The organism is Vicinamibacteria bacterium (genome assembly GCA_035620555.1).
Taxonomy (GTDB): domain Bacteria; phylum Acidobacteriota; class Vicinamibacteria; order Marinacidobacterales; family SMYC01; genus DASPGQ01.
Genome location: DASPGQ010000801.1, coordinates 1 through 4699 on the forward strand (window position 1 = coordinate 1; position 4699 = coordinate 4699).

The following is a 4699-nucleotide window of genomic DNA, read 5'->3' on the forward strand; positions in this document are numbered from 1 at the left end:
CTGAGTACGCTTGCTCGTCGGCCCGGGGAAATCGTTGGTCGAGACGAGCTACGCACGATTCTGTGGAGCGAGGGAACCCACGTCGACTTCGATGGAAGTCTGCACTCGTGCATCAAGCAGGTGCGTGCCGTACTCGGTGACGATGCGAGCGCGCCGCGGTTCATCGAGACCCTGCCGCGGCGCGGCTACCGGTTTCTTCCAGGCATCCGCAAGCCGCCGAGCGTAACGACGCGGGCGGCAGCGCTGGCGATTGTCGGTATGGCCATTCTCGTTGCGGTATTCGTAGCGAGTCGGCGGTCCCGAGAAGCTCGGCCGGAGAAGACCCCTTTGACTCTCGTGGTACTGCCGTTCGAGGACCCGTCGTCCGTCCACCGGGGCCCGATGCTGGCGGAGGAGGTCGGCCGCGCGCTCGGTGGTCTCGATCCTTCTCGGCTCGCCGTCCTCGCACCGTCTTCCGCTTCACGTTTCGGCGGCCTATCGGGAGTTTCTACGGGCACGGACTATGCGCTTTCCGGGCGTTTGCTCGACGAGGAAATCGAGGTCGAGCTCGAGAAAAGGGGCGTGCGGATGTGGCGGGGGAGCGCTGGTGACGTATCGTCGCTCGTGGCGGCTCTCGTTCCCCAGTTGTTGCCCGATGTGCTTCCCAGAATGTCCGAGCCTCACGACGCCGAAGCCTATGACGCGTACCTCAAGGGGCGGTATCATCTGAATCGTGGCGGGAAGAAAAGCCTGGAGTATGCCGAGCGTTACCTCAGGGAGGCGCTAAATAAAGACGATGGGCTCGCCGACGCCCACGTGGGGCTTGCCACGATTCGCATTCTCGAGCGACGTTTCGACGAGGCCGCCGTCGAGGCGAGACTGGCGATCGAGCTTTCTCCCTCCGCCGAGGCCCATCTCGCTCTCGCTCTCGCGCGCTGGTACGGGGATTGGGACTGGACCGGCGCGGGACAATCCTTTCAGCGGGCTCTCCTCGCAAACCCCGGCTTCGCCAAAGCCCATCATTGGTACGGCTACTACTTGACGGGCCTCGGACGGCACGTCGAGGCCATCGACGCGATCGAGCGTGCCCGGACGCTCGACCCTCTTTCCCCCGAGGTGCAATCGGACGTCGGTTGGTTCTATTACTTCGCGGGCCGGTTAGAAGAAGCTCTCGCCGCGTGCGAGAGGACGCTCGAGCTCGAGCCCGGATTCGACCTGGCGGAGGCCTGCATATTCGAGTCCCGTCTCGCACTGGGCCAGGAGGTCGGCCAGCCCCCGGAGGCACAGGACCCCTACAGCCGTGCGGTCGCGCTCGTGAGAGCCGGGCGGACTCAACCCGCCCTCGACTCTCTGGCGGAAGCGATCGAGAAGAAGAGCGCCTGGGTGCCGATGCTCGACGTCGACCCGAGATTAGAGCCTTTGCGGGAAGCATACGGCTACGCGCGACTTCTAGAGGCTGCCGGATTTCGTTGAGACCGGTCTTCGTGCCGTATCTGATTGGCGCTCGTGCTACCGTAGGCGCGTTGAAGCTCATCGAGGGGGCGCGACGACTCGGCCGTAAGCTGGATGCGCTTTCGTTCGGCCCTCCGGTGACCCACGTTTACAATCCGTTGTCCTATGCCTGGGAGCTTCATCGCCGTTACCTGGAAAGATACGGTGATGGGGAGCGAGAGGTCGTCCTCGTCGGTATGAACCCTGGTCCATGGGGCATGGTACAAACCGGAGTACCCTTCGGCGACGTCGAGATGGTTCGCGACTGGTTGGGCATCGATGGTCGGGTGGGCCGGCCGAAGAAAGAGCATCCGCGGCGTCGGGTGCGCGGCTTCGAATGCCATCGAAGCGAAGTGAGCGGCCACCGGCTGTGGGGTTGGGCTCGTGAGCGCTTCGGTTCGCCCGAACGTTTCTTCGAGCGTTTCTTCGTCCTCAATTACTGCCCCCTGGCATTTCTCGAACGAAGCGGCCGCAACCGGACGCCGGACCATTTGCCGGCGAAGGAGACCGCGCCCCTTTTCGAGCTCTGCGATGAGACCCTTTACCGCGCCGTCGGGTATCTGAGACCGCGCTGGGTCATTGGAATCGGCCGCTTTGCCGAACGACGAGCTCAGCGAGCTCTGACCGATCTGGAGGTCAATGTTGGGTTCCTGTCGCACCCGAGCCCCGCCAATCCGCGATCGAATCGTGGCTGGGACCGTCTCGCTGAAGAACAGCTTCACACCCTCGGCATCGAGGTACCCTGATCCACGTCGGTTTCCCGACGGTCGACGGTGATCGCCTCGCTAGAATCGAAATGCAAGCATGGCTGAAATCGAAACTCTGCTCGAGCTGATCCCGGAGATCGAACGGTTCGGCGGTCGGGAAGCCGTGCTCTACGACCGGGGCTATCGAGTCGAGAGGTGGACCGGTCACGAGCTTTCGCGCCGCATCGCGGGTGCGGCGCAAGTTCTCGACGAGCGAGGGTACGGCAAAGGCGACCGGATCCTCATTTGGAGCGAGAACCGGCCGGAGTGGCTGGCCGTTTTCTGGGGAGCTCTTGCGAGCGGCATCACCGTCGTTCCCATCGATTCCCAATCGTCTGGGGACTTCGTGAACCGGGTTCAGGAGGAAGTTTCGGCGCGTGCCATTGTCCACGGCACGAGCGTCGCGATCGAGGGGGTCGAGCTCGAGCCGCTCCCCATCGAGCGCACCTGTCCGGTCTCGGACTCGCCCGCCAAGCCGGCCGAGGCGAGCTCCGACGACGTGGTGCAGATTCTCTACACGTCCGGTACGACGGGAAAGCCGAAGGGAATCGTCCACCGCCACCGCCATCTGGTCGCCAATCTGAACCCGATTCGAAAGGAGATAGAAAAGTACGCGTCCTACGCGAAGCCGTTTCAGCCCATCCGCTTTCTGGATTTGCTTCCTTTGAGCCACGTCTTCGGGCAATTCACCGGGATGTTCTTACCGCTGGTAATGAAAGGTTCGGTCGCTTTTGTCAAGGAAATGCATCCGGGTGCGGTGATCGAGACCATCCGCAGGGAACGGATCTCCGTCCTCGTTGCGGTGCCGCGTTTTCTGAGTCAGCTTCACCGCCACGTCGAGCGGCGGTACCGGCTCGCGGAACGCAGGCCCCGCTTCGAGAAGGGACTCGTCGGTGGTCTTGCGCGATGGTGGCAGCATCGCGAGGTGCACTCGGCATTCGGCTGGAAGTTTTGGGCGATCGTATCGGGAGGGTCACGGCTTCCGCCCGACGAGGAAGAGTTCTGGTTCCGCCTCGGCTTCGTTCTCGTGCAGGGCTACGGTCTCACCGAGACGAGCTCCGTCGTGAGCACGAACCACCCGCTGCGTCCCACGCGGGGCTCGCTGGGCAAGGCAGTAGGGAGCCAGCAGATCCGGCTGGCGGAAGATGGAGAGATCCTCGTCCGCGGCGAGAACGTTTCCCGGGAGATCTTTGGAGTGAAGGCACCCGTAGAAGCGACCGGTGACGACGAGTGGCTGCGAACCGGCGACATCGGGGAGATGGGGCCCGACGGCACGCTCTACTACAAGGGTCGGAAGAAAGACGTCATCGTCGGCGCCGACGGTTTGAACGTCTATCCCGTGGACGTCGAGACGGTCCTCAACCACGCTCCCGAGGTCAGCGAAGCTGTCGTAATCGGCCGGCCGACGGACAAGGGTGAAGTCGTCCACGCGGTGCTTCTGCTCGCCGAGCGCGACGCCGATCCGTCCGACGTGGTACAGAGGGCTAACCGCCGGCTCGAGCGCCACCAGAGGATTCGCGAATGGACCCTGTGGGAGGAGGAAGATTTCCCGAGAACGTCCTCCACGTTCAAGATCAAGCGACAGGACATCCAGCGGGCGGTCGAGAGCGGTGCGACTTCGAGTGTATCGAGGGAGCCGGCCGCGAAGTCCACGTCGACGCGCTCCCTGCTCGCGCGCCAGCTCGGCCGTGCTACCGGGTCGATTGGTTCTTCGGATGCGCTGTCGGAAGAACTCGGCCTGACGTCGCTCGACCGCATCGATCTCATGACGGAGCTCGAGGAGCTGTATGGCGTAGAGCTTTCCGAGGGACGGATGGCGCGCATCGAGACCGTCGACGAGCTCGAGAGTTGGATTCGGGAAGAGACCGGGGCTTCCGACGCACGAGACTCCGCGGCGGGGGTTTCAGCGCGAGCGCCAGAGCGAAGCTACGAGGTGGAGTCCACAACTCCATTCGTGGGTCTCGTGCGCTACGCACGTAGCCGGCCGCTCCGTTTCCTTCGAGACCTCTTCCGTCGTCTGGTAATACTTCCGCTCTTCCACCGCTATCTCCCGCTCGAGGTCGAGGGAAGCGTGAAAGACATCAGCGGTCCGGTAATCTTCGCGCCGAATCACACGAGCAGCCTGGATACCATCGCGTTGCTCGCCGCGCTCCCGCCGGCGTGGCAGGCTCGGATCGCTCCGGCGATTTCCCAGGACACCTTTCGCGCCTACCTCGAGGGAAACGGCAGATGGGGCCAACGCGTCCTGTCCGCGCTCCAATACTGGCTTGCCGTCGTGCTCGTGAACGTCTTCCCGCTGCCTCAGAAGACGCAAGGTGTGCGCAAGGCTCTTCGGTTCGCCGGGCAGCTCGCGAACGATGGTTATTCGATTGTCATTTTTCCCGAAGGAGTACGGACTCCCGACGGCGAGACGCACCCCTTTCGACCTGGGGTCGGGCTCATGGCGGTGCAGCTGCGGCTCCCGGTCGTACCGGTGCACATCG

3 protein-coding genes are annotated in these 4699 nt (G+C 63.5%); all 3 read left to right on the forward strand.

Translation table 11 applies throughout. The annotated features are described in order from the left end of the window. A partial coding sequence (locus VEK15_32180; protein ID HXV65398.1) for a winged helix-turn-helix domain-containing protein occupies positions 1-1452 on the forward strand: 1452 nt, incomplete at its 5' end. A gap of 11 nt (positions 1453-1463) precedes the next feature. After that, positions 1464-2216: a uracil-DNA glycosylase family protein gene (locus VEK15_32185; GenBank protein ID HXV65399.1), complete on the forward strand. Its 753-nt coding sequence runs from the start codon at positions 1464-1466 to the stop codon at positions 2214-2216. A gap of 58 nt (positions 2217-2274) precedes the next feature. Further along, a partial coding sequence (locus VEK15_32190; protein ID HXV65400.1) for an AMP-binding protein occupies positions 2275-4699 on the forward strand: 2425 nt, incomplete at its 3' end.